At 50.6% G+C, this 26,580-nt stretch carries 25 protein-coding genes; 14 read left to right on the plus strand and 11 right to left on the minus strand.

All coding sequences use genetic code 11. The features are described from left to right. The first annotated feature begins 12 nt into the window (after positions 1 to 12). Together RBH76_12230 and RBH76_12235 are read left to right on the plus strand one after the other, a co-directional pair. Positions 13 to 1,230 carry a U32 family peptidase gene (locus RBH76_12230; GenBank protein WMJ83490.1) on the plus strand — a complete coding sequence of 406 codons (1,218 nt, stop codon included), beginning with the start codon at positions 13 to 15 and terminating at the stop codon, positions 1,228 to 1,230. Between the two features lie 161 nt (positions 1,231 to 1,391). Beyond that, a complete protein-coding gene (locus tag RBH76_12235) occupies positions 1,392 to 1,628 on the plus strand; it encodes a hypothetical protein (protein WMJ83491.1) in 237 nt (78 codons plus the stop codon). A 3-nt stretch (positions 1,629 to 1,631) separates the two neighbouring features. Here RBH76_12235 and RBH76_12240 read toward each other — a convergent pair whose 3' ends face one another. From RBH76_12240 to RBH76_12255, 4 genes are all read right to left on the minus strand, one after another. Next, positions 1,632 to 2,069, minus strand: coding sequence for an Hsp20/alpha crystallin family protein (locus RBH76_12240; protein ID WMJ83492.1), 438 nt, complete (start codon positions 2,067 to 2,069; stop codon positions 1,632 to 1,634). Positions 2,070 to 2,751: 682 nt separating this feature from the next. Further along, complete coding sequence (gene nth / locus RBH76_12245; protein WMJ83493.1) at positions 2,752 to 3,405, minus strand: endonuclease III; 654 nt, start codon at positions 3,403 to 3,405, stop codon at positions 2,752 to 2,754. Positions 3,406 to 3,476: 71 nt separating this feature from the next. Beyond that, entirely contained in the window at positions 3,477 to 5,069 is a 1,593-nt protein-coding gene (locus RBH76_12250; GenBank protein WMJ83494.1) for a GLUG motif-containing protein, read from the minus strand. A gap of 240 nt (positions 5,070 to 5,309) precedes the next feature. After that, on the minus strand, positions 5,310 to 5,651 hold the full coding sequence (locus tag RBH76_12255) for a hypothetical protein (GenBank protein WMJ83495.1): 342 nt from the start codon (positions 5,649 to 5,651) through the stop codon (positions 5,310 to 5,312). Positions 5,652 to 5,914: 263 nt separating this feature from the next. Between RBH76_12255 and RBH76_12260 the strand changes: the two genes are divergently transcribed. From RBH76_12260 to RBH76_12270, 3 genes are all read left to right on the plus strand, one after another. Further along, on the plus strand, positions 5,915 to 6,781 hold the full coding sequence (locus tag RBH76_12260) for a sigma-E processing peptidase SpoIIGA (protein ID WMJ83496.1): 867 nt from the start codon (positions 5,915 to 5,917) through the stop codon (positions 6,779 to 6,781). A gap of 34 nt (positions 6,782 to 6,815) precedes the next feature. Continuing rightward, positions 6,816 to 7,544: an RNA polymerase sporulation sigma factor SigE gene (gene sigE, locus RBH76_12265; protein ID WMJ83497.1), complete on the plus strand. Its 729-nt coding sequence runs from the start codon at positions 6,816 to 6,818 to the stop codon at positions 7,542 to 7,544. A 234-nt stretch (positions 7,545 to 7,778) separates the two neighbouring features. Then, positions 7,779 to 8,579, plus strand: coding sequence for a class I SAM-dependent methyltransferase (locus RBH76_12270; GenBank protein ID WMJ83498.1), 801 nt, complete (start codon positions 7,779 to 7,781; stop codon positions 8,577 to 8,579). A gap of 71 nt (positions 8,580 to 8,650) precedes the next feature. Here RBH76_12270 and RBH76_12275 read toward each other — a convergent pair whose 3' ends face one another. The 3 genes from RBH76_12275 to ilvA all read right to left on the minus strand — a co-directional run bounded on the left by RBH76_12275 (position 8,651) and on the right by ilvA (position 10,879). Next, the gene (locus RBH76_12275; protein ID WMJ83499.1) at positions 8,651 to 9,115 is read right to left on the minus strand and encodes a methylated-DNA--[protein]-cysteine S-methyltransferase; all 465 of its coding nucleotides are present in this window, start codon (positions 9,113 to 9,115) and stop codon (positions 8,651 to 8,653) included. Positions 9,116 to 9,456: 341 nt separating this feature from the next. Next, positions 9,457 to 9,636, minus strand: coding sequence for a hypothetical protein (locus tag RBH76_12280; GenBank protein ID WMJ83500.1), 180 nt, complete (start codon positions 9,634 to 9,636; stop codon positions 9,457 to 9,459). A 43-nt stretch (positions 9,637 to 9,679) separates the two neighbouring features. Beyond that, positions 9,680 to 10,879 (minus strand): threonine ammonia-lyase, encoded by a 1,200-nt coding sequence (gene ilvA, locus RBH76_12285; protein WMJ83501.1) that lies wholly within the window; start codon positions 10,877 to 10,879, stop codon positions 9,680 to 9,682. Positions 10,880 to 11,288: 409 nt separating this feature from the next. Between ilvA and RBH76_12290 the strand changes: the two genes are divergently transcribed. From RBH76_12290 to RBH76_12325, 8 genes are all read left to right on the plus strand, one after another. Then, entirely contained in the window at positions 11,289 to 13,253 is a 1,965-nt protein-coding gene (locus RBH76_12290; protein WMJ83502.1) for a nucleoside-diphosphate sugar epimerase/dehydratase, read from the plus strand. Between the two features lie 31 nt (positions 13,254 to 13,284). Next, positions 13,285 to 14,397, plus strand: a complete 1,113-nt coding sequence (locus tag RBH76_12295; protein WMJ83503.1) for an EpsG family protein — start codon at positions 13,285 to 13,287, stop codon at positions 14,395 to 14,397. A 14-nt stretch (positions 14,398 to 14,411) separates the two neighbouring features. After that, complete coding sequence (locus tag RBH76_12300) at positions 14,412 to 15,008, plus strand: hypothetical protein (protein ID WMJ83504.1); 597 nt, start codon at positions 14,412 to 14,414, stop codon at positions 15,006 to 15,008. 85 nt (positions 15,009 to 15,093) lie between these two features. Next, positions 15,094 to 15,720 (plus strand): hypothetical protein, encoded by a 627-nt coding sequence (locus RBH76_12305; GenBank protein ID WMJ83505.1) that lies wholly within the window; start codon positions 15,094 to 15,096, stop codon positions 15,718 to 15,720. 89 nt (positions 15,721 to 15,809) lie between these two features. Beyond that, on the plus strand, positions 15,810 to 16,538 hold the full coding sequence (locus RBH76_12310; GenBank protein WMJ83506.1) for a CpsB/CapC family capsule biosynthesis tyrosine phosphatase: 729 nt from the start codon (positions 15,810 to 15,812) through the stop codon (positions 16,536 to 16,538). Between the two features lie 93 nt (positions 16,539 to 16,631). Continuing rightward, positions 16,632 to 17,345 (plus strand): Wzz/FepE/Etk N-terminal domain-containing protein, encoded by a 714-nt coding sequence (locus RBH76_12315; protein WMJ83507.1) that lies wholly within the window; start codon positions 16,632 to 16,634, stop codon positions 17,343 to 17,345. After that, positions 17,335 to 18,069 carry a CpsD/CapB family tyrosine-protein kinase gene (locus RBH76_12320; protein ID WMJ83508.1) on the plus strand — a complete coding sequence of 245 codons (735 nt, stop codon included), beginning with the start codon at positions 17,335 to 17,337 and terminating at the stop codon, positions 18,067 to 18,069. Before RBH76_12315 ends, RBH76_12320 begins: the two co-directional genes overlap by 11 nt. Before the next feature lie 681 nt (positions 18,070 to 18,750). Continuing rightward, positions 18,751 to 20,040, plus strand: a complete 1,290-nt coding sequence (locus tag RBH76_12325) for an O-acetylhomoserine aminocarboxypropyltransferase/cysteine synthase (protein ID WMJ83509.1) — start codon at positions 18,751 to 18,753, stop codon at positions 20,038 to 20,040. A 281-nt stretch (positions 20,041 to 20,321) separates the two neighbouring features. On the opposite strand, the gene RBH76_12330 is transcribed toward RBH76_12325, so the two are convergent. From RBH76_12330 to RBH76_12340, 3 genes are all read right to left on the minus strand, one after another. Next, positions 20,322 to 22,319 carry a TRAP transporter permease gene (locus tag RBH76_12330; protein ID WMJ83510.1) on the minus strand — a complete coding sequence of 666 codons (1,998 nt, stop codon included), beginning with the start codon at positions 22,317 to 22,319 and terminating at the stop codon, positions 20,322 to 20,324. A 119-nt stretch (positions 22,320 to 22,438) separates the two neighbouring features. Then, on the minus strand, positions 22,439 to 23,485 hold the full coding sequence (locus RBH76_12335) for a TAXI family TRAP transporter solute-binding subunit (protein ID WMJ83511.1): 1,047 nt from the start codon (positions 23,483 to 23,485) through the stop codon (positions 22,439 to 22,441). Between the two features lie 73 nt (positions 23,486 to 23,558). Next, the gene (locus RBH76_12340; GenBank protein WMJ83512.1) at positions 23,559 to 24,560 is read right to left on the minus strand and encodes an aminopeptidase; all 1,002 of its coding nucleotides are present in this window, start codon (positions 24,558 to 24,560) and stop codon (positions 23,559 to 23,561) included. Positions 24,561 to 24,906: 346 nt separating this feature from the next. Between RBH76_12340 and RBH76_12345 the strand changes: the two genes are divergently transcribed. Next, positions 24,907 to 25,788: a MurR/RpiR family transcriptional regulator gene (locus RBH76_12345; GenBank protein ID WMJ83513.1), complete on the plus strand. Its 882-nt coding sequence runs from the start codon at positions 24,907 to 24,909 to the stop codon at positions 25,786 to 25,788. A 254-nt stretch (positions 25,789 to 26,042) separates the two neighbouring features. Here RBH76_12345 and RBH76_12350 read toward each other — a convergent pair whose 3' ends face one another. After that, positions 26,043 to 26,576: a prolyl-tRNA synthetase associated domain-containing protein gene (locus RBH76_12350; GenBank protein WMJ85230.1), complete on the minus strand. Its 534-nt coding sequence runs from the start codon at positions 26,574 to 26,576 to the stop codon at positions 26,043 to 26,045. Positions 26,577 to 26,580: the final 4 nt, after the last annotated feature.

Raw genomic sequence — 26,580 nt, forward strand, 5'->3', positions numbered from 1 at the left:
AGGAGCGAACCGATGAAAAGACCTGAGCTGCTGTGTCCCGCCGGGGATTTTGAACGCCTTCAAACCGCCATCCGCTACGGCGCGGACGCGGTCTATCTGGGCTCCACCCAATTTGGCATGCGCGCCGCACCCTCGAATTTTACTATGGAACAACTGGCTGAGGCGGCGGATTATGCCCACGCCCGCGGCGTCAAGCTGCACCTGACGGTAAACACACTGCCGCGCTGTGACGAAGCCGCCGCATTGCCCGAGTTTTTGGTGCAGGTGGCGCGAACCGGCATCGACGCGCTGATTATCGCCGATCTTGGCGTGCTGACGACGGCGCGCAAGCTTTTGCCGGATATGGAGATTCACGCTTCAACCCAAACCGGCATCGTCAATCATTTGACCGCCAACGCGCTTTATGATTTGGGCGTCAAGCGGGTGGTGCTGGCGCGCGAGCTGACGTTCGACGAAATCAAGACCATCCGTGCCAAAACGCCGCAGGAGCTTGAGCTTGAGGTGTTTATTCACGGTGCAATGTGCATGTCGGTCTCGGGTCGGTGCGTCATCTCAAACTATCTCACTGGGCGGGACGCCAACCGCGGTGAATGCTCGCAGCCCTGCCGTTGGAGCTACCACCTGATGGAGGAAAAGCGCCCGGGGATATTCCTGCCGGTGTTTGAGGATGAACACGGCTCGACCATTTTAAACGCGAAAGATTTGTGCATGATTGAGCACCTGCGCGAACTGGCCGATGCAGGCATCGCTAGCTTTAAAATTGAGGGGCGCGCCAAGTCCCCTTATTACGTTGGGGTGGTGGCTAACGCCTACCGCGCCGCGCTGGATGCCGCCATGGAAGGCAAGTCCGCGCCTCAATGGACGTTGCGCGAGCTGCAAACCGTTTCTCACCGGGAATATTCTACCGGATTTTTCTACGGACGCGAGCCGCTGCAGCAAAGCTATTACGCGGGCGGCTATGTGCAGGATTGGGAGGTCAGCGCGGTGGTGGAGCGCTGTGAGAATGGGCGGCTGTACCTGATTGAGAAAAACCGCTTTGCCCAAGGTGATGTGCTAGAGCTTTTAGAGCCGGGGCAGCAGCCCCGTCAGCTGACGGTGGAGGATTTGCGCGATGAAGCGGGAGAGCCATTGGATGCTGCCCGCCATCCGCATATGAAGATCAGCATCGCTTGTCAGGGCAATGCAAGTGTGGGCGCTATGCTGCGGCGGGAGAAACTGCCGCAGGTCTGATGCCATTGAAAATGATTAAAAGCAGCGCCCTTACAACATTGTGAGGGCGCTGCTTTTACCGAGAAACCGATTGTCTGCGTAGAATTGAAGTTTGACTCAAGCTTTTTATAAACTTGGGGGCTCTGCCGCAAATCTTCAAGTATATAAGGATGTAAAACAGCTTGGAAGAGCGTTTTTGCCATGGGGTTGCCCCGATGCAGCAACTGGCAGCATTTTCGGCTTTGTGCCTAAGAGCGCCCGATGTTATTAAGAAAAGTGAATGGTCTGCAATTGCAAACCACTACAAAAAGAACGCGTCCTGTCCGGGCAGATCACCGGACAGGGCGCGCTTTTTAAGGGGAATATTCCATTATGAATTTGCTGTTGATGTGTTTGCCATTACACGGTTGCTGTACTAAAGCTTACGATTCAATGGCGATGGTGCGCGAAGACGGCAAAGTGTTGGCTTTCTTGGGCAAGGTCAGCTTTAAAACGCCGTTGGTGTACTCGGCTTTTATGGCGTCCTGCTGGATGCCGGAAACATCAAAGCAGCGGCTGAAAGCGCCGTAAGAACGCTCGCGCCGCACAAAGTTCCCCTTGCTGTCGGTCTCTTCGCTTTCGGTGCTGCGTTGGGCGCCAATGGTCAGGCAGTCACCATCGAGCGAGACGTTGATATCCTCTTTCTTAAAGCCGGGCAGGTCGGCCTCCAACTGGTAGCTGTCGCCCATATCCTTGATGTCGGCCTTGAATTCATCCAGCCCGGTGCGTTGGAAAAAGGTTTTTTCAAACTTGTCGAAATCAGAAAACGGATTAAAAATCATGCTGCTGCGTCTGCGGTCAAAGGGCATTAGATCAAACATATCAATTCCTCCATTCAATGACGTGTTGTTTTGATTGCTTATTTGACGGAACCGACGGTTCGGGTGACCAAGGCACCCATGTAACCGAATTCATTGGATTCACCCTCCTTATCTGTTACACTTCCAGTCTTTGTTGCTACAACTATACTATACGCTAGAATTGTAAGGAAATCTCGTAAAAAATTTATATAAATTATTAATTTTAGCACTCAAATATACCGAGTGCTAACTTGTTTCCGGGTAGCGAGAAAACAGATACAGAGCGGTTATCAGTACAAAGCAAAAAAAGAAGGCTGGGGTATCTCCCCAGCCTTTTGTATATGTGTGGTGCTTATACTTTCTTTTTAAATACGGCATTGATGCTTCTTGGGCCGTAGATGGCATCAAAAGCAAAGGTCGCGGTATCGCCGCAGTTTATACTGTTGGGGACAGCCTTTCCATCCACCTGAATGTAATAGAGAGTCACAACCTGCGTTTTTTCAAACGTCCAAAACGGCAATTTTAATGCGAGTTTGGGAAACTCGTGGAAGCCAAACTTCCGCTGCTGTTTCCTATAAATTTAAAAGGCCGGGAAATGATCCCCGACCTTTTTATATATACGAGCTTATGTTTTCGATATTCTCCTATAATCTTTTCTTAACATACGTTTTTGCGTTGTCGGGGGCGCCAGCCATTCGCAGCCTTATCCCTCTTTGGCAACTTTCTTGCCTTTTTGCGCAAAACGACAGACCGGGGCCATCACGCAGACGTCGCACTGTGGGCGTCGGGCGACGCAGACGGCCCGCCCGTGCAGCACCAGCCGGTGGCAAAAATCATTCGATTCATCCATTGGCAGGCAGGCCCGCAGCTCGTTTTCGCACTTGAGCGGGTCTTTGGTGGTGGTCAGCCCCAACAAATTCGTGATGCGGATGCAGTGGGTGTCGCACACGACGGCAGGCTGATGATAAACATCCCCGACGATGAGGTTGGCTGTTTTGCGCCCGACGCCGGGCAGGCGGGTGAGCTGTTCAATCGAATCGGGCACCACGCCGTCAAATTCCTCGAGCAGCATCTGCGACATCGCGACGATGTCCCTGGCCTTGGTCTTATACAACCCACAGCTTTTGACCACTTCGCCAATCTCCTCCGGTGTTGCTGCTGCCAGCGCTTCAAGTGTCGGATATTTTGAAAACAGTTCGGGCGTCACAAGGTTCACTCTGGCGTCGGTACATTGTGCCGAGAGCCGCACTGCGATTAAAAGCTCATGCGGTTTCTCATACTCCAGCGAACAGATGGCGTCGGGATAGGCTTCTTTTAAAAGGCGCACCGCCTCAGCGGCGCGTTGTTTTTTAGTCATGGATATCCTCCTTAAAATACCGGTGGAACACCGGGTGGGTAAAGCTTATATTTCTGCTGTATCCGACGCTATCACGTCGGACAAAGTGGCTTAACATTGGACGAAAAGGCAGTTACTTCGCTGATGGCGTTGTTATAGATGACGTCCACCGGCTCCCAGTAGGGTGCTTTGTCAAGGTTGTAGCGGCTGTTGATAATGGCACCCTGATTATAGCCCATGAATGCGCCGACCCATTCGGCGGGTAGCATGGTTTTGACATAGACCGAGGCCTCACAGTTTTCGACCCGGCCTTCGACCGAGAAGCCGCAGAATCCGCCTATGGCACGCGGCGCCCCGTAAATCTGCCCCGAAACGGCGACAACATCGCCCTCCACCGTGCAGTCGGAAAGGATTGCGCCATGCAGCGAGCCCGCAAAACCGCCCAGCTCGCTATCGCCTGCAACGCTTACCTTGGCAGTGCAGTTGGTGACGCGGGCAAAGGACGCCTCGTCACCGTGTTGATAGTTACCGATGAAGCCCGCAAAACCACCGGTCTTATAGTACCCGACGACCTTACCCGAGACGTGACAGTCGCTGACCTGTCCCATGCAGCGGCCTGCCAGCAGGCCGGTTGCGACCTCCCCGGCGGCGGGCGGTGCGGTGACGGGTGTTGAGACCGAGGCGTTTTCGAGTGTGAGGTTTTGAACCTCCCCGCCGGGGCCAATCACCGAGAAAAAGCCACCGACCAACGGGGCGTCGGGCGATTCGGGCGCTGTGAGCGTGATGCTTACATTCCGGATGGTGTAGCCTTGTCCATCAAAGACGGCGTTAAAGCCTTGGGGGCTGTCGTCCCGGATGTCGTTCGGCAGTAGCGGGCGGTTGACCCCGATGGTGGGGAAGGAGATGCCCTCTAAATCGAGGTCAGCTTCCAACAGATAGCGCTTTTGCTGTGCCTGACGGTCGCCGGAATTGACTGCCGACGCCATTTGGAGCAGTTCGTCCACTGTCGAAATGCGTACCGTCTTATATTGTGCCTTGGGCAGGGCGGGTTCAGACAGGTTTGTCACCGCCGCGAGCTGCCAGACGGTATCATTTTTGTGGTGGACTCGGCTCACCGGGGCGGTCAGCTCCTCTTGCAACACCTTGGGCACAAAGTGGTAGCGCACACTGCGCAGCGTATCACCGTCGGGCGTAACGCGCGCCAGCGTCAATAGATAGCTTCCGTCTGCTTCGGGTGCGGGCAACTCAGTTGGGCCCTTGAGCACATAGGGCGGGGTAACGTCGTCGTAGGCCGTAGAGTAGGTGAGCGCATACTGCTCGTTTTTCGGGGCAATATCCACCCCGAAATACAGGTCGCAAATCACTTCGGCTATCGGCTGTGGCAGGGTGTAGAGCGTTTCGCCCTGTGTATCATCTTTGGCAAGGGCGTCGAGCAGATCATTTTTCAGCAGCCAGCCATAGGCGTAGCCCACAGTGGCACTGTAATCGGTGCCGTCCCAGTCCAGTCCCCCGCAATAGTCTTCGTAAATCTCAGCAGCAAAGAGCATGTCCGACAGCGCCGACGAAGCGGGCGAAGGGACCTCGGGTGCGGGCTGGGAAGAAGATGTTCCGGGCTTTTGGCAGGCGCAGGCCAGAATCAGCAGCGCTGCTAGCAAGAATGAACGAAGGCGGTTAAAGCGCAGCATGGCAATCCCTCGACTTTCTTAGTTTTTATCGCATCTTGATTATACCGCGCATAAAAATAAAAAACAACGCGTAATAACTCGGGGGAACATGCCCATTTTGACCATGCAGCGATCCCGCAGCAAAAGGCGACACCTTGACTCAACCGGGTAGGCACTGCCGATGTGTTGAGCTTGAGGGTCGCATTTACTGCGGGATTACCAAAACAAAGGGGGCGAAGGCTAGGTATTGCAAGTCAGGCGCTAGCAGCAGCAATTATTCCGCAGGTTATTCCGGCAACAGTCACGGCCATTGTTGCGGCCTTTGTTCCCGCCATTTGAGTTGTTGACGGGCTGTTCGGCAAAAACCGGCCAGAATGGGCCGTTCGTGCTGTTGTTGGTTGTGCTGGTTCCCGCGACGACATTGTTGCGGCCTCGACCGCAGCCGCGTCCATTGTGGTTGCTGTTGTTATTGGCCGTGTTAGCGCGTAGATTTGCGTTGCCGCATCTGGGTCCGTCGAAGTTGTTTGCGTTGTTATTTGTTGTGGTGACGGTGCTTGTTTCAGAAGCGGATGCGACAGAGGCGCTGTTACATCTGCAAGGCATATTCAATCAACTCCAAAAAAAGGTTTGCTTCATCCTATGCCGAAGCAATAAAAAAGGTTTCAAGGTGGCTTGATAACCGGCGTGATACCATTAAATTTGTAAGGCATATGCATTAAAAAAATATAGATAAATTTTGGCTTGACCGCCAAAAACCGCATGACAATCAGCTTGCTTGGACAAATGCCCCGAGTACAAGCTCTGTGGTTTTGACAATTATTGAAGCCTTGGCGCGGTATACTCATGTGTACAAGGGGGAGAGAGTCTTGCCCACGGTTGTCTATGTGGATGTTCTGCTTGTCATCAACTTTATGGTCAACTTTATTTTGCTGCGGATAACAGCGCTGTTCATCCGACGGCAGCCGGTGTTTTGGCGGCTATGTCTGGCGGCTGTTCTCGGCGCTTTTGGTGCGCTAATTATCTTTGTGCCGGTTTATAACCGTGCCGTGCTGCTTTTATATAAGCTATTCCTGACGGTTATGATGTCGGTTACCGCCTTTGGGTGTAAGGGTTTTAAACGTGTTATGATGTCGGTGTTTTGCCTTTTCACCGTCAGCTTGCTCACTTCCGGGTTGTTGCTGCTTTTATCAGTGACAATGCGCCCGCGTGGCATGCTGGTTTCTAAAGGGGCGGTATACCTTGATATAGGCGCGGCGGCGCTCATCGGATGTTGTATCGCGGCTTATTTGATTGCAGGTGGCTTGTCTAGCTTGCTGGCGCGTGGCTCCCCAAAGGGGACGTTGTGCGAGATAACCGTGTTGCACGCAGGGGCGGTGAGCGTCTTCCCCGCGCTGGTTGATACCGGGAGCAATTTGACCGAGCCGTTTTCGCACTGTCCGGTTATTGTTTGCGAAGAGCAGGCGCTGGGCAGCGCTATGCCGCCGGAGTTAAAAAACTTTAGCCTCTCAAAAACGCCAGGGCAGGGGCTGCGGCTCATACCTTATAAGACGCTTGATTCCTCCGGGTTACTGCCTGCGTTCATGCCAGATACCCTGCTGGTGCGACCGCAGGGTGAAAGTGCCAGAAAAGCCGGCGATTGCTATATTGCGGTGCTGGATAAATCACTTGGGTCAGCTGATTACCGTGCCGTTTGCAATCCGCAGATGCTGATACCAAATTTCAATTTAGCGTAAGCTATAAAGTACAGAAAGTGGGGGCGTAAATATCATGAAAAAATCGGTGGGAACATTCTGCGAAGCGCTGCGGTTGCGGCTTTATCTTATACTGCTGCGCTTAGGCTTTACCGAAGCGGTGCATTACATACACGGTCCTGAGACGCTGCCCGCACCGCTTTCGCGTGAGGAGGAGCGGGTCATTTTTATTCGCCTTGAGCAGAAGGACCACGAAGCACGGCAGCAACTTATCGTGCACAACCTGCGGCTGGTGGTGTATATCGCGCGCAAGTTTGAAAGTTCCGGACTCGGGGTGGAAGATCTCATTTCTATCGGTACCATCGGGCTGATTAAGGCTGTAAACACCTTTTGCCCAAGCAGGGGTATTAAGCTGGCGACCTACGCCTCACGCTGCATCGAAAATGAAATTCTCATGTACCTACGCAAGTGTCAGCCACTAAAAAACGAAGTCTCGATCGACGAACCTTTGAATATCGACTGGGATGGCAACGAACTGCTGCTCTCGGACGTTTTGGGTACCGACCCCGATTCCATCAACCGCCCGATTGAGCAAGACGCCGAAAAAAGCATGCTAGCCGACGCCATCAACAAGCTCTGCGAGCGGGAACGAATGATTATGCAGCTGCGCTTCGGATTTTTAGACGGAAAAGAGCGTACCCAAAAGCAGGTGGCCGATATGATCGGCATCAGTCAGTCGTACATCTCGCGGTTGGAAAAGCGCATAATCAAACGGCTACGGCGCGACCTTGACAAGGTGATGTAAACGCTGCCGCACAAAATATCGGTCAATCAGCCGGTGACGCATACCAGCAGCAATCGAAACGCAACGCCCACGTGAATTCGGCCGCTCTTCCGATAGGGGGAGCGGCCTTCCTATTAATAAGAATTATTCTAACCGCAGCGTTGACAAGACGAAGGGTAAGGTGTATGATATTGCCCATAGAGGTTAGCCACAACTAACCAAGGGCAGGAATATATATGACAGGAGGATTTTAAGATGTCAGTAAAATTGAGCGGCGTCATGGAAACGCTACTGATAACGCTTTATATCAGGGCTAAAGATGCCATGAGCGACGTGCCTGTAATCAACGATAAAAAAGCCGCGGAGATGGTGCGGAAAATTGACTACGACTTTAAAAAATTTGAGAGTGGTGAGATGTCTTATTACGGTGTTTTGGCACGTGCAAAAATTATGGACGAACGGGTAAAGCGTTTTATCGACCTAAATCCGGACTGCGTTATTGTTTCGGTCGGCTGTGGTCTGGATACGCGGTTCTCGAGGGTGGATAACGGCAAAATTCGGTGGTATAATCTTGATTTTCCAGAGGTCATCGAACAGCGAAAGCTCTTTTTTCAACCGCATCCCCGCGTTACGGATATTGCAAAATCTGCACTGGACCCCAGTTGGACGCAGGCGGTTAAAACAAAGGGGCAGCCGCTGCTGATTATCTCGGAGGGAATGCTGATGTACCTTCAGGAAAGCGAAGTGGTGCAGCTTCTTGGGATATTGACTGACGGATTCGACCATTTTGAGGCGCATCTTGACCTGTTGTACAAAGGGCTTGTTAAGAAGGCGGGCATGCACGATACACTTAAAAATACCAATGCTCAGTTTAACTGGGGGGTCAAAGACGGCAGCGAGGTGGTGAAGCTTTGCCCCGTAATAAAGCAAGTTGGGCTAATCAACTTCACTGATGAAATGAAGCATTTGCTGCCGGGAATAAAAAAGCTTTTTACCCCCGTTATGTACATAACCAATAACAGACTGGGTATATATACGTACCGCAAAGGCGCGTAACGCCGAATTGCGCGTGCAGTTTGCTTATTAAAAATGCAGGGTCGTCTCTTTCGAGAGCGACCCTGCATTTTTTATTGCGCTGTGGCACCGTGTTCCAGCTTCAGCAGAGCCGCTTTCATCTCCAGTCCACCTGTGTATCCGGTCAGTTTTCCGCTTGCACCTACCACCCGATGACAGGGCACAACAATCATCATCGGGTTGCGGTGGTTTGCCATGCCGACGGCGCGGCAAGCATTCGGATTATCCACTGCTTCTGCGAGCTGCTTGTAGCTGCGGGTTTCGCCGTAGGGAATATCACAAAGCGCCCGCCAGACCTTTTTTTGAAACGGTGTGCCATACAATATGTATGGGAAATCAAAGTTTTTCCGCTGTCCCGCCAGATATTCGACGATCTGCGCAAAGACATTCTCGGTCAACGGGCAGGGCAGGTGCTCAGCATCCGGCTGCATTACCCGGTTGAGCGAGACGACAGTGCCATCGCTATAGCCGATCTTCAATAAGCCGAATTCAAACGGGTAGAAAGCGTATAATGTCATTTTGAACCGTCCTTTCTTATTAGCTTGAAGCAAAAAAATCACCGTCACTGCCGCCATTATAGCATAAGCATCCGGTGATTTCTTCTCTAGTTTCAACTAAGCAATTTTGATCAAGGATTGGCTTGCGTTAAGGCGGCAAATTGGGTGCAAAAAGTGAGATTCGACAAAAACCGCAGTATATTTAGCTACATAATCTTCTTGTACATAAAACGTAGGGGGAAGAGGGTGGTTTACCCTCAAGCAGTAGTTTGCCGACGATGAAAAAAATACATGAAATCAGCTCTTGTCTAATATAAAAATGGTATGACCCGTTGCAGCGACGATGAACAGGGTTGCCCCTGTTACAGCGGCAGCGCATTATACATTAACAGGCCGAGCAGCACCCCATACAGCAACGACGCAATCATCAGACCGGTGAGCGCCCCACGGGCCGCACGGCCTTTGACTTCATCGCGTAAGCGGTAGAACAACAACGCAAGCAAAATGCACAGCAAAACGCCAAAAATAAGAACCAACGGCATCGGCACACCCGCCTTCAAAAAGTCATCCTGACCAAACAAGCGGTCAAATTTCGGCGACGTTAAAGCCGTTGTCGGCTAGCGCCTGCTTAATCTGGTCGACATGCGCGTGATCACGGGTCTCAATCGCAATATCCAAGAAGCAGTCGGTGATGTTCTTATTGTTGCTGGTACGGTTATGGTCCACGCCGGTGACGTTTGCGCCGCACCCAGCCAGAATGGATGAAACTGCAACAAGCTGTCCGGGCGTGTCCGAAAGCTCAATGCGCAGTCTCGCGGTGCGCCCCGTCATGAGCAGACCGCGGTTGATCACCCGCGAGAGAATGGTCACGTCGATATTGCCGCCTGAAACAAGGCAGACAACATTTTTACCCGCGAGCGGCAGTTTGTTTGCGAGTATTGCCGCCACCGGCACGGCACCCGCGCCCTCGGCGATCATCTTCTGCTTTTCGATGAGCGCCAGAATAGCGGCGCAAATTTCATCATCGGTGACGGTGACAATTTCATCGACGTATTTTGAGCAAAGATCATAAGTTAGCACGCCCGGCATCTTGACGGCGATGCCGTCGGCCATGGTGGCCACCGAGGTCAGCGCTTTGCGTTCATGGTGTGCGATGGCGTTAAACATCGACGGTGCGCCCGCAGCCTGAACGCCGTAAACCTTGACGTTGGGGTTTAAGGACTTGACCGCGAAGGCGATGCCTGAAATCAGCCCGCCGCCGCCGATCGGTACGACCACTGCGTCCACCTCTGGCAGCTGATCCAATATCTCCAACCCGATGGTGCCCTGCCCGGCGATCACGCGCTCGTCATCGAACGGGTGAATAAAGGTGGCGCCGGTCTGCTGCTGTAGCTCGGCGGCACGGGCGGCGGCGTCATCATACACGCCCTTGACCAGCTCGACGTTTGCACCGTAGCTGCGGGTGGCCTCAACCTTTGAGATGGGGGCCGAGCCGGGGATGCAGATGGTGGCAGGAATGCCTATCCGCGCAGCGGAGAGCGCCACACCCTGCGCGTGGTTGCCCGCCGAACAGGCGATTACCCCGTGCGCACGTTCCTCGCTTGAAAGCTGAGAAATCTTATAGAAGGCCCCTCTGACCTTAAAGGAACCGGTTATCTGTAGATTTTCGGTTTTCAAGAATAATTTGCACCCTGTCGATAGTTTAGGTGCGTGAATCAGGTCGGTTTTTCGCACTACGTTTTTCATGGTAAAGGCAGCGTGGTAGATGCTATCCAGCGTAAGCACAGCGACCATCCCCCTTTCAATTTTTTTGAGATAGCAATAGCATACGCGAAATCGCCCATAAAATCAATTGCATATGTGGTAAAAACTAATAAAAAAACATTGCGATGCATGACTTTTCCTTATTTTTTATTTTGATAAAAGGTAATAAAGTTGAATATTAGACTAAACAATGCTATAATATTCCAGGAATGGAAGGAGCTAGCCAAGCAATGGCTGCCCCGAGAGAAAGCAAAGACAATTTAAAGCGTGTTGCCACACTGAACTGAAATCAGATGTCGTCCTTGCCATCGAACGCGTTCAGCAGCATTCTTGTAGCCTTGTTGTAAAAGACCGATGGGTTCCTCTGCCCTATTTGACACACTGGGTACCCGAAAGTCGGTATTACACTATTTAAAAAGGAGTTTTTGTCTTGCGATTCAGTAAATCTCGTAAATTATTACTGTTCTTGCTAGATATCAGCATTATCTCGGGATGTTACTTTCTGATTAGCCTGCTGTTGGGCAGCAGAAATATTAATCAACATTATATGGTTGTTGTGCTACAGCATCTGCTACTGATTGGCCTTTGCTACAGCGTCAGCCTGTTTGCCTTTAAGATGTATGACAGCCTGTGGCGCTATGCTGAGTCACAGGAGTATTTGACGCTGATTATCAGTGTTGCTGCGGCCTTTTGTAGTTATAGGCTGATGGAAGCTCTGCTACCGCTTGAAAAGCTGCCGGCTGCCGTTGGTATTACCGCCGCTTCGCTGTCGTCTCTGAGCATGTTGTTGGTCCGCTTTTCTTACCGGCAATACCGCAACTATAAAAAGCTTTCGCACGCAAGGCATATTCGGTTGGCTATTGTAGGTGCCGGTAGCGCAGGCGCCACCTTGCTAAACAATATTCAAAGTAACGCCGACAGCAATTATTTGCCGGTGTGCTTTTTTGACGATAACCCTGTCAAGATTGGCAAGCGCATACATGGTGTCAGTATTGTCGGGCCGGTTAATATGGTGGCGCAATACTGCAAGACGCATTATATCCAGGAGCTCATTATCGCAATGCCTTCGATCAACAGTAGCGCGCGCAGGAAGGTTATTTCAGAATGTGCACGCGCCGGTTGCGATGTGAAAATTTTACCAGATACCGTGTTGCTGTTGGAAAATAAATATGATATACTGGAAAAAACTATAAGACATGTCAATATACAGGATTTGTTAGGCAGAGAAAGTGTCACATTTGATTGTGAAAATGTCCATTATTTTCTAAAAGACAAGGTCGTCATGGTGACCGGCGGCGGAGGCTCTATTGGTTCTCAGCTTTGCAAGCAGGTGATGCAGTGCGCGCCCAAACGGCTTGTGGTGATCGATATTTATGAGAACAATGTGTACGATCTGCAGCAAGAATTGCTGCTGGATTGCGGAAAGAACATTCCTCTCAGTATAGAAATTGCTTCGGTTCGGGATGTCGAAAAGCTCGACAGCCTGTTTGATAAGTATCGTCCACAGGTGGTTTTCCACGCTGCGGCGCATAAGCATGTTCCGTTGATGGAGCTTTGCCCCGAGGAAGCTGTTAAAAACAATATTTTCGGAACCTATCATATGGTACAGATGGCCGACCGCTATCGCACTGAGAAATTTGTGTTAATTTCGACTGATAAAGCGGTCAACCCCACCAATATTATGGGGGCGACCAAGCGTTTTTGTGAAATGATACTCCAAAGCATGAAGGGCGTCAGTCAGACTCAGTTTGTCGCTGTACGCTTTGGCAATGTTCTGGGGTCGAATGGATCAGTTATCCCGCTGTTCAAACGGCAGATTGAGCGCGGTGGCCCTGTCACCGTCACCCATAAAGATATTATTCGGTACTTTATGACGATTCCCGAAGCGGTACAGTTGGTGTTGCAGGCAGCCACCATGGCCGAGCAATCGGAAGTTTTTGTGCTGGACATGGGTGAGCCGGTTAAAATTATTGAACTGGCCGAAAACATGATCCGCTTGTCGGGCCATCGGCCCTATCAAGATATCGACATCATCGAAACAGGACTCCGCTCCGGCGAGAAGCTTTATGAAGAGTTGCTGATCGCCAGCGAGGATTTGATTTCGACCCCGAATACAAAGATCTTTATCGAGCGCCAGCATCGCATTTCTCAGCATGAGATTCAGCAAAAGCTAAAGCACATTGGCGAAGCGCTGGGCAGCGAATCGGTGAGCCGCCTTCGTGCTGTGCTGCATGAAGTGGTGCCTACCTTTAAAGAACCCCATGAGGTTAATCAGATTTTTGAAGCGACCGAAACAGCACAATCGGAGCAAACAGCCCAAATGCTGAATCCCAGTGTACCTATTGTCATTCACAGTACGCCGGCTACTGTCGTAGCCGGAAAAATACCGGTATAAGTGATGCCGACAAGACAAAGGAAGTGACCCTTTGGCAGTCTATTACATTTTGATTTTTGTTATTATTCTGTTTGGCATCCTGCAAAACAGGTTTTTGCCTACTGAGCAAGCCAAAAAAGTTTATTGCATCGGGGGCGGTATTGCGCTGGCACTGATCTCCAGCCTGCGCTTTATGGTCAGCACCGATTATTACAATTATTGGGAAGGGTTTTTGCAAAGTTACTTTTTAAGCTGGGAAGATTTCTCGTACCAGCGATTTGAAAAAGGCTATCTTGCAATCAGCCGGTTGCTTTCTGGTTTTACGCTGGGGTATAACATTTTGTTTGTGGCGTTTGCCATTCTTTTTGCCGCCGTTATCGCGTGTTTTATTTACCGCCGTTCCGCCAATGCCTGGGTCAGCTTTACCGCCTTTGTATGCTTTGGTTTTTTATATAATTCCATGTGCTTTCTGCGGCAGTATACGGCCCTAATGATTATGCTTTTCGCTTTTAAATATGTTGAACAGCGTCGGTTTTTCAGATTCGCTATTTTTGTATTGCTGGCGTCTACTTTCCATATCTCCGCCATTGTAATGCTTCCATTTTATTTCATTTTGCGCATCCCCATGAATCGGATGACATTGCCGATAGCACTCGTTCTTTGTGGTATTGCTTTGTTGGGATCCGAGACGGTTTTAGGTATGGTCACCAAAGTGGCTTATAAACAACATGGGCTTACATCGGTGGAGGTTATCCACGGAACCAGCCCGGGACCGGGTATCGCTTTTTTAGTTTTCTTAGTTATCTGTCTGGTACTTTATAAGCCCTTGGTGCAGCGGCGTCCATATAACACTTTCCTGATCAATCTGCTTTACTGGGGGACCTTCTTTGAGCTGGTGGGCATTAAGCATGCTATTGTATCGCGTTTGGCACTGTTTTTTATGACCCCAGCGGTCATTCTTCTGGTAGCCGAGCTGGTAGAGCTTTTCAAAAAGAATATCCAATCAATCACTAGGAGTGCCGGACAATCACTAGCGGTTGTGGTGTTGATCTATGCTTTGTTGTTGACGCCCATGCTGATTCTGCACCAGCATCTTTTGGATATCAATTATAATGGTGTGGTGCCTTACCAAAGCGTCTTCTCAGAAGCGTTTAGGGACTATTAAGGAGGCATGGCGTATTGGCTGTAGCAAGAAAGGCCACAAAAAACAGTGGCGGCCGGTTGGTCGGCACAATTTTGCGACGACGAGCGGGTCTCGGGGAAGATATATTCCTTTTTTTGGCGACGTTTTTAATTTGCGCTTTTTATCAGATGGAAAATCACCGCCTGAATGTATCAAATATAAAATCAATGCCCGATTTTAGCGGACTTCCCGCATCATTTGCGCTTTTGGCGGAGTTGTTGTTAACCTATGGCATGCAGCTGTTTCGGGCGGGCTTCGCTGTATTATTTGTTATCACACTGCTTGTGCTGAGCCTGTCAAACGGTGTTTTAAAACGGTGGCATTTTGTGCCTGTGGTTGCGGCGCTGCTTTTACTGCCCCAGTTAGGGCTGGCTTTGCTAGGTGGCACTCGCCATGGTGACGGCATTCTTCGGTTTTTGTACGAGCTGTCCGTTATGCTTGGGCAATGGCCGCTTATCACGCTGCAAAAGTTATTAGCGCGTATATTACCATTTTCTGTCGGTTTGCCTTTGGTTGCTGCACTGGCTGTTACTACATCAGGTTTGATGTATACGCTGGGATATCTAATTGCCCGAAGCAGTCAAAAGCAATGATTCCACTTAATATCCGAAAACTTATGCTGAGCAAGTCAAGCAGCTCAGCGTTAGTTAAATAATACAATTTAAGGAGCGTTTTGTTATGAAAAAAATTATGTCCCTCATGCTTTCAGCGGCCATGATTATTGCAATGGCTTCGTTGGCAATGGCTGCCGACTATAGCAGCTCGACGGGAGAGACAGCAGGCAGCAGTGGCTTCTCTGGCACACCGGCTGTTGTTTCCTCGTCCTCCGTGACGCAGGCTGTTGCCGCTGGCAGTGCTGTAACGGTTACTGAGAATGCAGTTGTTACTCAGAACGTTGTTCAGAGCATTGCGACCGCTACCCAGCCTGTCACTTTTACCGCCCCCAACTACACTGCTACCATCAACCCGGCGACGATTACCGCTGCGCAGAACATCAGCCTGGGTGCCCTGCCGGCTAATGCTGGGATCGAATCTCTGTTTGGCAAGTACTTCAGCAACAGCTTCGCCTCGGTGCAGCTTGCACAGCAGGGCTCCTTTGGTGCGACGGTCGAATTCACCATTGCCCCCACCAACCTTGGTACACTGAATACTGCCAACCTGCAGTTCTTTTCCTATGATCTGGCTACCAACAGCTACACCAGAGTCACCACCCCATACACCGTTAATCCAAACGGCAGCCTTACCTTTTCCACGACGCTCGGCAACACCATTATCATCACGGATGGACCGATCACTGCAAGATAATTGCTTGACGCAAGGTTCTGATGGAGCTTTCCGCTGCGTGGCTTGACACAGAGGAAAGCTCCTTATCCTGTTTGTAAGGGGCTATGCGTATGATTTTAGATCTGCACACCCATATTTTGCCCGGCATCGATGACGGTGCCAAAGCGGTCGATGTTTCTGCCCAAATGCTTGCAGAAATTGCGCGTCAGCAGTTGGGACTAGCTGTGCTTACGCCGCATTTTTATCCATATGAATGTTCCGCCGACGATTTTTTAGAAAAGCGCGCTGCAGCCTATGCCAAGTTGGAAACCGCGGTGCAGGAAAAAACGCCCACTCTGGTTGGCTGCGAGATATTTTTATCCCCACTTTTGATGAAAAACCAGAATCTGCGCCGTCTTTGCATAAGCGGCACCGATTTTGCACTGATCGAGCTGCCTTTTACTGAGCACTTGGATGATAAGACAATCCGTCTGCTGGAAGATCTGCGTTATAATCATGGCATTAAACCCATTCTCGCGCATGTAGAGCGGTACCGGTCAATCACCCAAAGCCGTGATATGCTTGATACGCTGATTTCTTGTGGTTGCATGGTGCAGGTGAACGCAGCGTCTTTTTTAATGTCTCCGCTTAAAAGGCGGTTTGTATTTAATTTGCTCAAAAACTGCAAGATTGATTTTTTAGGCAGCGATTGTCACAATATGACAACACGTCCACCCAATCTGCGGCAGACAGTGGATTTTATTACTAAAAAAGCAGGCTTACAGGCGCTTGAAAAAATTGAAAAGCGCTCTGAGATGTTGTACAATCAGGCTTGCAAAAATCAATTTACAGTTATATAATTGAAATTGGTAACAATTTTAGAAAACCTTGGCAAAGCCAGTGCTTTTATGTGATATGTTAAAAGGCCCTATCATCTTCTGGGAGGAATATACTTGCAGGATTCAATCGACATCATAGAACTGTTTTCTATCCTACTTAAAAGAATTTGGATTATTATTTTGGTCACCGTATTTTGTGCGGCCGCGACCTTCAGCATCTTTAAATTTATGGTTGCACCGACCTACACGGCTCAGGCATTGCTATATGTGAATAATAATAATCAATATTCTGGTATAAATAACGTTAATCTCAACGATATCAACGCCTCCCAAAAGCTGGTTAATACCTATATTGTCATTTTACAGAACGATAAGATTATCGAGCAGGTTGCCCAGCGTTGCAATCTGCAATATGGCGAACTCAAAGATGTCAGCGAGATGATCACCATGAAGTCGGTCAACAATACCGAAGTGTTCAGCATTGCGGTCACCAGCACCAGTCCGGAGCTATCGGCCAAGATGGCCAACACCATGGCTGATATGGCGCCCGCAGAAATTATCCGCGTGGTCAAGGCTGGCTCTGTGGAAGTAATCTCACAGGCTGAGCCGCCGGCCAGGCCTAGTGGCCCTAATTCGGTGCGCAATGGCGTCATCGGCGGGTTGCTTGGGTTGATCCTCACCTGTGGCTGCGTGTTGTTATTTGAGATGTTGGATATCACCGTCAAGGGAGAAGAGGATTTGATCAGCCATTATAATGTTGCGGTACTCGGCGAAATTCCGGACTTTTACTCGGTGTCCAAGGGAGGATATAAAAATTATGAGAAGTAACGGATTATTCTCTCTTTTTCGCAGAACACACGACGCGTCTGATCGGACCCATGGTATTTTGATTGATGATAACACGCCTTTTGCTATAAAAGAAGCTTATAAAACGGCTCGCACTAATCTTTTATTCGCGCTGGCTACCAGCGAAAATAAATGCGTAATCATGACCAGCGCTTTGGCGTCTGAAGGGAAATCGACTAACTGTGCTAATCTGGCGTTAACCATGTCGCAGACGGGGGCTTCGGTACTGTTGATTGATGCGGATTTAAGAAAATCGACCCAGCATAAGATTTTTGGCATCTCCAATACCATTGGTCTTGCAGAGATTCTGGGTGGCTTTTGCAAAGTTGGCGATGGTGTACAGGAGCAGGTGCATCCCAACTTGGATATCATCACGGCAGGGCAGGTGCCACCGAACCCATCCGAGCTGCTCGGTTCACAGAACATGCAGAAGCTGATTGAAATTGTGAGCAAAAACTATAGCTATATTTTTATCGACAGTCCCCCGGTCAATATCGTGACCGATGCTTTGGTGCTGGCCAAATATGCTGCCGGCCTGATCATGTGTACGCGTTACCGGCAGTCTACCCATGACGAGGTGCGTCGCGCCGTTGCCAGTGTTGAGTTTGCCAACGCAAAAATTCTGGGCATGATTGTTTGCGACGTAAGGGATACCGGCTCTAGCTATTACCGAAAGAGCTATAAGTCATACAAAAGCTACGAATAAGCGCTGTGTCTGAAAATTGGGGTAAAGCCCATCAAATGGCCGGGCTATAACGGCTTTATGTGATTGTTTTGAGTACCCGCTGCGGTGCAGGTTGAAGAAAAGACAACCTGCCGCGGCGGTTTTTTGTGCGCAACAGTTTTTGCACACCCCCATACTGGCTCCCAAAACGGTTTGAGTCTGCGAAGGTTCAATGTGATTCACTTTACTGCGCACCTGAGGCGAAAAGCTGTGGTAAAGGCATTTTTAGCCCCCAAAAAACTCGGCATGATTTTATTAAAACATCATACTGCGATAATAGCATGCTGTAATTTCGCTGCATCCTCGCTACTGTTTAGGCTTTTAGAACGTGCATAACATAAAAATATAAATTAAGTATTGACAAATATGATAGAGATGGTTATAATCACATAAATCATATATAAATAATATGAATTAGAAAGAAGGAGGTCACAGAAATAAAAACATTATTCGAAATTTTGTTGAGAAGTAATTTTCGTTGTGGCCGAATGCCTTACTCCCGGGCGCATAGCAGGTTCGGGTGTAAGTGCTGTACCTATTTTTAGCAGCTGCCGCACAATACTGCGGTGAATTATCCGACCATCCGCGCCCGGGAGCTTGTCCGCAGAGGCATGCCCGGGCTTTTTATGTTCCGGCGACTAAAAACGAATGGAGAAGATTATAATGGCTAATAAAAAATATCGCTTTGAAACGCTTCAGATACATGTCGGGCAGGAGCAGCCCGACCCCGCCACAGATGCACGCGCTGTGCCGATTTATGCGACGACTTCCTACGTTTTTAAAGATTCCGCGCAGGCGGCTGGTCGATTTGGCCTGACCGAGGGCGGTAATATCTACACCCGCCTGATGAACCCAACTTCCAACGTGTTTGAAAAGCGCATTGCAGCGTTGGAGGGGGGCGTTGGGGCGCTGGCCACCGCTTCAGGCTCAGCGGCCATCAGCTACGCAGTGCAAAACATCGCGTGGGCAGGCGACCACATTCTGTCGGCTAAAAACCTCTATGGCGGCACCTATAACCTGTTTGCCAATACACTACGCGAACAGGGCGTTGCTACTACTTTTGCTGACATCACCGATTTGGTGGCCTTTGAATCCGCCATTTTGCCCAACACTAAGCTCATCTTTGCTGAGACCCTGGGGAATCCGAATTCCGACGTTACCGACCTGCGCGCTCTCGCGGATATTGCCCACCGCCACGGTATCCCGTTGATTGTGGACAACACATTTGCCACCCCATATTTGCTGCGTCCCATTGAGTATGGCGCGGATGTAGTGGTGCATTCGGCGACTAAGTTTATTGGCGGGCATGGTACCGTTATGGGCGGTGTGATCATTGATTCCGGAAGGTTTGACTGGGCGCAAAATGATAAATTCCCCGGCCTTTCAGAGCCGAACCCCTCTTATCACGGCGTGGTGTTTACCGAGGCCTGTGGCAATCAGGCCTATATCATCAAGCTGCGCACCACCCTCATGCGTGATCAAGGCGCGACGATTTCGCCGTTTAATTCCTTTCTCCTGTTACAAGGGCTTGAAACGCTTTCGCTGCGGGTGGAACGCCATGTTGAAAACGCGTTGAAAGTGGTGGAATTCTTGAAAGGCCACCCGCTAGTTGAGCGCGTCAACCACCCTTCGCTCGTCACCGGAAAAGCCAAAGCACTTTATGAAGACTATTTTCCAAACGGCGCGGCGTCCATCTTTACCTTTGAGATTGAGGGTGGGGCCGAAAAGGCACGACAATTCACTGAAAGTCTGGGGCTGTTCAGCCTTTTGGCCAATGTTGCCGATGTTAAATCGCTGGTTATTCACCCCGCGTCAACCACCCATTCGCAGATGAATGAGCAGGAATTGCTGGCTGCCGGTATCAAACCCAACACGATCCGGCTGTCTATTGGCACAGAACACATCGACGATATTATCGCCGATCTGGCGCAGGGTTTTAAAGCGGTTAATTAATACTGATATCCCGTTATAGATTCCGGGCAGCTTTGCCTGACAAGGATGGAGATGCAGCGCGGGCAAAATAAAGGCTAAATTCAATATTACCAAAAGCTAGGGGCCTCTGCGGCGTTGTCGCAGGGGCCCGTATCATTCGCGCTTTGTAGAATAAAAAACCGGATTTGCCGCCAACGCAGGCAAATGCCCGTATTTGGCGGCAGACCCGATGATATGGGAGGTGTGAATTGCATAGAACGGGGGCGGCGTACCCAACATGTTACCCGAAGTGGTAACAAATATTAAACAGCTGCGGTGCGTTTCTTTTTTGCACGCGTAAACTGCATGACATAGATGATAATCAGCAGAGCGATACCGATACCGTCGGTTATCGTACCGGCATCCACCATCATAATACCGCCTCCAATGAGTAATACTCTTTCTATAATATTACAGTTAGTTTTAAAATAGCCAGTCATACCGGTCGCAATGCCAATCATACCGATGACGGCGGTTACAATAGATAGAACCACTTTGCCGACAAATAGCCCGGTGTCCATCCCTTCAGGGCGTACCAGCACCATGACAGGATTTAGCACAAACATATACGGTACCAGATAAGCCGCCAAGCCCAGGCGTGCGGCGTTAAATCCAGTTTTCATCGGGTTGGAGCCAGCGATGCCCGAGCCTGCGAATGCAGCAAGCGCAACCGGCGGGGTGATGTCTGCTACGATGCCAAAATAGAACACAAACAGGTGCGCTGCGATGCCCGGAACCCCGAGTGCGACCAGCGCCGGTGCCGAAATGGTGGCCTGGATGATGTAGTTGGCGGTGGTTGGCACGCCCATACCCAACAGAATGGAACATAGCATGGTGAACAGCATAGTCAAAATTTTGCTGCCGCCAGCCAGCGCAACAATGCCGCCCGCCATTTTGAGGCCGAGACCGGTTTTGGTGATGACGCCGACGATGATACCGGCGCAGCCGCAGGTGACAGCGACGGCGACAGCGCTGCGGGCGCTCTGTTCAAGCCCAAGGATAAATTTCACCAAAAAGCCTTTGACGTCGAAGCCGTGGGTTTCGCGGATGATTTCAACGCACCATATGACGAGGCACGCAATGATGCCAAACAGCGCGGCGCGCATGGCGGTTCTGCCCGAGACGAGCATGTAGATAATTACGATAACGGGTGCGATCATATACCAGCCGCGCCGTAACAGGCTCCCAACGCTTTGCACTTCATTATCGGCGACGCCGGTGAGTCCTAATTTAAGCGCTTCAAAATGAACGTTTGTAAAAATACCGGTGAAGTACAACAGTGCGGGGATACAGGCCGATAGCGCAACGGTGGTGTAAGAGCATCCGATGTATTCGGTCATGATAAACGCCGCCGCGCCCATAATCGGCGGCATAATCTGTCCGCCGGTCGAGGCGGCAGCTTCAACGGCGCCTGCAAATTCCGGCTTGTAGCCGGTTTTTTTCATCAAAGGGATGGTGATGGAACCGGTGGAAACGGTGTTCGCAACCGAGCTGCCGCTGATGGTGCCCTGCAAAGCGCTGGCCACAACGGCCGCTTTGGCCGGGCCACCCACTTGCTTGCCGCAGGCGCTCATGGCGATGTTGGTCATCCAGTCGCCGACGCCGCTGGCCTTTAAAAAGGTGGCGAAAACGAGGAAGAGGAAAATGAAGGTGGCCGAAACATAGATTGGCGAACCGAGAATACCCTCGGTGCCAAGCCACTCCATCGTGACAACGCGGTGCAGTTTAAGACCGGAGTGACTCATAAAACCGGGGAAATAGTTTCCGAACAGCGCGTAGATTAAAAAGAAACTTGCCAGGCCGACGATAACCATACCGGCCACGCGGCGTGCCGCTTCCAGCACGAGTAAAACCGCTATCAGGCTGATGACAATATCGAGCTTGGTGAACATGCCGCTGCGCAGCAAAAGCTCATCGTAAAAAAAGACATGGTAAGACGCGCAGGCGACGGCCAGCAGCGCCAGTATGTAGTCGTAAAACGGAACCTTTTGTGTTGGCTTGCCATGGGCAGGGTAAAGCAAAAAGGTGAGCACCAGCGCAGCGCCCAAATGGGGGGCGCGCTGCAACGTAGAAGGAAAGGTACCAAACAGAGCGGTGTAAAGCTGAAAAATCGACCAGCCAACGGCCAACAGAAAGACAATTTTGGCCGGAATGCCTGTGAGCTTTCTAAAGGCGGATTCCTTGTCGTATTTGGACATAATTTCATCGCCGTCAAAAGCTTGTGGCTCTTGGGCGAGGGATTTTTCCGTGATGTCGCGCATAGACTAACGCTCCTCTCTGGGGTGTCTTTTTTTAAAGCTGGCGAATCCCGTAAGCGGGCGCGAACAGGATTCGCCAGTACGCTTTAGAATCTAGAGGGTTTTAAACGACTTTTTTAAAGCTAGATGATGAGCGAAGCGTCAATGGTAAGTCCTTTTTCCTTAAAGTATTTCACAGCGCCCGGGTGAAGCGGCGTGGTGATGCCGTCGAGCGCGCCTTCAAGGCTGATGTCACGTCCAGCGGTGTGGGCCGAAGCGATTTCAGCGGCGTTCTCATAAAACGCTTTGGTAATTTCGTAAACCTCGTCCTCAGACATATCCTTGCGGCAGTAAAGCGCTGCCTGACAGGTGATGGTGTTGAAATCCTCGGTGTTGGAATAGGTTCCAGCCGGAATGACCAAACGGGTATAGAACGGTGCTTCAGCCTGAATTTTTTCAAGGATTTCGTCCGGGATGTCGATGTAGTTGAGGTCGATGCTGGTGGTCATCTCAATGATGGAAGCGGCAGGAACACTCAGCACTGCGGCGCTTGCATCCAGATGGCCGTCCTGCATTTTAGCGGCTGCGTCGCCGAAACCATCGCGCTCGGCGGTAATATCCTTGGAGGTGTCAATCCCGGCGAGACGGAACACCATCTCAGAAGTGCCGGCAGTGCCGCTGCCGACCGGGCCGATGGCCACGCGCTTGCCCTTGAGGTCGGCGATGGTCTTGGCGCCGGTGGAAGAAGCCGCAATCAGCTGATAAACCTCGTGGTAGACCACGCCGATTGTGCGGACGTTTTCATAGTTGGATTTGAACGGCTCGTTGCCGTTCCATGCGGCGTCGGCGACGTTGTTCATCGAGATGCCCAGATCGGCTTCGCCCGCTTGCAGCAGGTTCATGTTTTCAACCGATGCGCCGGAGGAGACACAGCTGATCTGAATGTTGGACAAATGTGAATTCCAGGTGTTGGCCATCGCGCCACCAAGCGCGTAATAGGTGCCGCCGGTAGAGCCGGTAACCATAGTGTATTTGGCGGGGTCTGCGGGTTTGGCGGAAGCGGCGGAGGGGGCGGCCGTTGAGCCTGAGGGTGCGGGCGCCGATGCGGGGGAAGAGCTGCTGCCACAACCGGTGAACAAAAGAGCGAGCGCAAGTATCGTTGCCATAGCGAGTGTCAGTCTGTTCTTCATAATTGCCTCCTTAACTTATCACAAATGTTTTTGCTCCTCATCCTATTTTTCTAGCAGTCCGCGCCTTGAGGGCTTATTTATAGCCCAAGCAGACGACTTTGCCATCCTTTACAATCAGTTCATCGTCAAAGGTGATGGTGGGATCGTACTGCACCATGTCGATATGTACCGACGAGCGGGCGGGCTGGCCATAATAATAGCCGTTGCCCATTGCGATGTGGCAGGTGCCCATGGCCTTCTTTTCTTCCTCAAAGTCGCCGTTGAACATGCAGGCCGGGTTTAAGCCGATGCCGATTTCAGCGATGTTGTCGCTATCTTTGATTTCGGCGATCTGGCGACGAATCTCCTTGCAGATGTTGGCGTCGCCGCCGACGACCTCGACAATGCGGCCTTCTTCGATACGCAGCTCCACGGGGGTAGAGGGCTTGCCGTAGTAGCAGATCGGTCCGTCGATGACCAACTTGCCGTGGGTAGTGCCGATGACGGGACCCAAGGAAACCTCACCGTCTGAGAATGCCATTGCGTCGCCCGGGTTGCGCGCGATACCGCACTCGATAATCGGCTCCATCTGGTTCATTTCCATGTGAAGGTCGGTGCCGGCGGGGGTGGTGATATGCGCGTGTTTTTTACCCCGCCAGATGGCCTGGAGCTTGACGCCGTCAGCGTAGACCTTTTCATAATCGGCCAGTGCGCCGCCGCGGGTGAAGTTGTCGATGGTGCGCAGTACCACGGAAGCTTCTCTCAGGCGCTTTTCGACGATCAGCTCCTTGAGGCGGTTGTTATAGATTGCGGCGCCCGAGGCGGTGGTCATCCCGATAAACACGTCGCACGCTTCCATCGCGAGTTCCAGTGTTTTGGGGAAAGTGAGAGCCTTATCTTTGCCGCGTATCGGCATCATGCTGATGTTATATTCGGCGCCGCATTTAAGTGCTGCGGCGGCGCAGGCGTTTGCCATGCGCATATCGGTCTGGGGGTCTATTGCGATGAGTACTTCTTCGCCGGGCTTGACCCCTAACAGGTTGCTGACCAGGTAGTCGGCTCGTTCTATGCACTCAATAATACGGTTATTTTCCATGACGCAAAACCTCCTGAAAATCTATTATACTACAAAAAAGACATAAAATGGCATTTGATCATTCTGCACGACCGCGGCCGTCGGCTGTGCAGCCCGATCTATTAGTTTTTATGTTAACCTCAAAAAGTATATGCGTCAATATATTTGATAATATTTGTAATTTATATCCATAATTTGTTGAATTTAATGTGCATTTTGAACTATCGATATGAAGTATATCATTCATTATGTCCTCCAAAGGGATTGCATAATGGAGCAAACGACGTTATAATAGAAATTGGCTACTTGCATTTTACAACCAGTTTCGCCAGCATCTATATCACGATAAAGGAGATTTGAGTTTGATATGAGTACCGTTGACAATAATCTTATTGTGTCGCTCAATCCGCTTGAGCGCATCAACGCTCAGCTGCCTGATTTAAGCAAAACACACCGCAAGGTCGCGGAATATATGCTTGAAAACTACGACAAGGCTATTTTTCTCAGCTCCTTTAAGGTGGCTCAGAAAAGCGGTGTCAGCGAGTCGAGTGTCATCCGTTTTGCCACAACACTCGGCTATTCGGGGTACGCACAATTGCAGCATGAGCTGCAAGAGATGCTTAAGCATCAAATTTCGCTGACGCAGCGCCTGACCGATATTGTTGATGCTACCGATAGCGAAAATGATATTCTTGACACCGTTGTTCAAAAAAACATCGAGGGCATTCAAAAGCTGCGTCACACCATCGACGCGGCAGCTTTTCGCGATGCAACCGAGCTCTTGGCCAAATCTGCACGGGTGTTTCTCATCGGTTCGCGAAGCTCTTACGGCATGATCCACTTTCTGGGGCTGAACCTCGGCTGGATTCGGGACGGCGTGTATATCATCAACGGCGAAAGCCACGAGTTTGACAAGCTCTCTTCGTTGACGCCGCATGACGCGGTGCTGGCAATCAGCCTGCCGCATTATTTAAAATCTACCATTCAGGCGTTACGGTATGCCCATAAGTGCAAAGCCTGTACCATTTGCATTACCGATACTGCCACGTCGCCGATTGTGCAGTATGCCACGGTACCGCTGTTGACCAATACGCAAATTCTCTCTTATTCGGACAACATTGTGCCGGAGGCCTGCTTGATTACCGCGCTGCTCAACGCGGTCGGCTCCATGAACCGCATCGACGCACAGAAGATCCTTGAAAACCGTGAAAATTTCTGGCGGGAATGTGATATTTACGGCGGGCTGTGATGACTTGAGCACCATGCAAAGCTTGGCTGGTGCCGCGATATCCCTCAGTTTTTAGTATATTACGGATGACAGCGAAGCATGTTGATTTAGAGATTGCCGTGATAAAAATTTACTTTTTGGACAAAATCGGGGCGCCGTGCCAAATGCACAGCGCCCCTAATTTTATTATTTAAAGCATTGTAATGCAGGATATTAAATCATATCCTGCATTAAATCGTGCCGCCACTTATGTTTTATCAGTGGATATGCGTCTGCTAAAGCGTTACAATAACCGGCTTGTGTGAGACGGCGGGCAAGAATTTTTCGACCACATCGGCGGTTTTAAGCTTGATGCTGCTGGTGTTCTGACAGGGATGGCAGCCGATGAATTCGCTGTCGAGCACGTCCTTGTCAATCAAAAGCTGCACATGGTTTTGAGTGTCATTCATCAGGCCCATGATGCTCACGCTTCCGGGTGAAACACCGAGAAACTGCGCCATAAAATCCTCATTTGCGAAGCTTAGACGCGCCACACCGAGCTGCGCGGAAAGATCTTTCGTCTTAAAGGGCTTGTCGCCAGGCATCATCAACAGGTAGAACACGGTCTGTTGACGGTTGCACAAAAAAAGGTTTTTGCAGATGAGTACGTCGAGCGCGGCATCGATCACGCTGCAAACCGCCATGGTGGTGGCGGGTTCGTGGTCGGTGCGTTGATATGCAATGTCAAGCTTGTCCAGCAGGTCATAAGTTTCAAGCTCACGCTTGAGGCGCCCTTCGCAGTTCTCAGGGCGACCGGAGTAAATTTGCATCTCA

It is taken from the genome of Oscillospiraceae bacterium MB24-C1, assembly GCA_030913685.1.
GTDB lineage: Bacteria > Bacillota > Clostridia > Oscillospirales > Ruminococcaceae > Yanshouia.

Bases quoted from the DNA above. Each gene is read 5' to 3' on its own strand.
- RBH76_12230 (WMJ83490.1), top strand. From the start codon at position 13: ATGAAAAGACCTGAGCTGCTGTGTCCCGCCGGGGATTTTGAACGCCTT.
- RBH76_12240 (WMJ83492.1), bottom strand. From the start codon at position 2,069: ATGTTTGATCTAATGCCCTTTGACCGCAGACGCAGCAGCATGATTTTT.
- nth (WMJ83493.1), bottom strand. From the start codon at position 3,405: ATGACTAAAAAACAACGCGCCGCTGAGGCGGTGCGCCTTTTAAAAGAA.
- RBH76_12250 (WMJ83494.1), bottom strand. From the start codon at position 5,069: ATGCTGCGCTTTAACCGCCTTCGTTCATTCTTGCTAGCAGCGCTGCTG.
- RBH76_12255 (WMJ83495.1), bottom strand. From the start codon at position 5,651: ATGCCTTGCAGATGTAACAGCGCCTCTGTCGCATCCGCTTCTGAAACA.
- sigE (WMJ83497.1), top strand. From the start codon at position 6,816: ATGAAAAAATCGGTGGGAACATTCTGCGAAGCGCTGCGGTTGCGGCTT.
- RBH76_12270 (WMJ83498.1), top strand. From the start codon at position 7,779: ATGTCAGTAAAATTGAGCGGCGTCATGGAAACGCTACTGATAACGCTT.
- RBH76_12275 (WMJ83499.1), bottom strand. From the start codon at position 9,115: ATGACATTATACGCTTTCTACCCGTTTGAATTCGGCTTATTGAAGATC.
- RBH76_12280 (WMJ83500.1), bottom strand. From the start codon at position 9,636: ATGCCGTTGGTTCTTATTTTTGGCGTTTTGCTGTGCATTTTGCTTGCG.
- RBH76_12305 (WMJ83505.1), top strand. From the start codon at position 15,094: ATGAAAAAAATTATGTCCCTCATGCTTTCAGCGGCCATGATTATTGCA.
- RBH76_12310 (WMJ83506.1), top strand. From the start codon at position 15,810: ATGATTTTAGATCTGCACACCCATATTTTGCCCGGCATCGATGACGGT.
- RBH76_12320 (WMJ83508.1), top strand. From the start codon at position 17,335: ATGAGAAGTAACGGATTATTCTCTCTTTTTCGCAGAACACACGACGCG.
- RBH76_12325 (WMJ83509.1), top strand. From the start codon at position 18,751: ATGGCTAATAAAAAATATCGCTTTGAAACGCTTCAGATACATGTCGGG.
- RBH76_12330 (WMJ83510.1), bottom strand. From the start codon at position 22,319: ATGCGCGACATCACGGAAAAATCCCTCGCCCAAGAGCCACAAGCTTTT.
- RBH76_12335 (WMJ83511.1), bottom strand. From the start codon at position 23,485: ATGAAGAACAGACTGACACTCGCTATGGCAACGATACTTGCGCTCGCT.
- RBH76_12340 (WMJ83512.1), bottom strand. From the start codon at position 24,560: ATGGAAAATAACCGTATTATTGAGTGCATAGAACGAGCCGACTACCTG.
- RBH76_12345 (WMJ83513.1), top strand. From the start codon at position 24,907: ATGAGTACCGTTGACAATAATCTTATTGTGTCGCTCAATCCGCTTGAG.
- RBH76_12350 (WMJ85230.1), bottom strand. From the start codon at position 26,576: ATGCAAATTTACTCCGGTCGCCCTGAGAACTGCGAAGGGCGCCTCAAG.